General features: G+C 66.4%; 1 protein-coding gene. It reads right to left on the bottom strand.

The window, feature by feature from the left end; genetic code table 11:
* Positions 1–847, bottom strand: an 847-nt coding sequence (gene prpC, locus P3W85_RS11455) for a bifunctional 2-methylcitrate synthase/citrate synthase (RefSeq protein ID WP_276264877.1), incomplete at both ends; no start/stop codon positions are given.

Raw genomic sequence — 847 nt, 5'->3', positions numbered from 1 at the left:
GCGCTGGGGCGGATGATCTTGTTGTCGATGCGCTGCTCGATGATGTGGGCGGCCCAGCCCGAGGTCCGCGCGATCACGAACAGCGGGGTGAACATGGCGGTCGGCACGCCCATCATGTGGTAGCTCACCGCGCTGAACCAGTCCAGGTTGGGGAACATCTTCTTGATGTCCCACATCGTGGTTTCCAGCCGTTCGGCGATGTCGAACATCTTCATCGAGCCGGCGTCCTTGGACAGGCGCCGCGCCACTTCCTTGATGACCTGGTTGCGCGGGTCGCCGGTGGTGTACACCGGGTGGCCGAAACCGATCACCACTTCCTTGTTCTCCACGCGGTGCGTGATGTCGGCCTGGGCCTCGTCCGGGCTGTCGTAGCGCTTCTGGGTCTCGAACGCGACCTCGTTGGCGCCGCCGTGCTTGGGGCCGCGCAGCGCGCCGATGGCGCCGCAGATCGACGAGTACATGTCCGAGCCCGTGCCGGCGATCACGCGGCCGGCGAAGGTCGAGGCATTGAATTCATGCTCGGCGTACAGGTTGAGCGAGGTCTGCATGGCGCGCTCCCACAGCGCCGACGGCTTCTGGCCGTGCAGCAGGTGCAGGAAATGGCCGCCGATGGAGTCGTCGTCGGTCTCGACTTCGATGCGCTTGCCGTTATGGCTGTAGTGGTACCAGTACAGCAGCATCGAGCCGAGGCTGGCCATCAGGCGGTCGGCGATGTCGCGCGCGCCCGGGGTGTTGTGGTCGTCCTTCTCCGGCAGCACGGTGCCGAGCACGGACACGCCGGTGCGCATCACGTCCATCGGGTGGGCGCTGGCGGGCACCCATTCGAGCGCGGCCTTGACGTTGGCGG

The sequence above is a fragment of the Cupriavidus basilensis genome (genome assembly GCF_029335485.1).
Taxonomy (GTDB): Bacteria; Pseudomonadota; Gammaproteobacteria; order Burkholderiales; family Burkholderiaceae; genus Cupriavidus; species Cupriavidus basilensis_E.
This window is presented reverse-complemented; position numbering and strand designations above follow the sequence as displayed.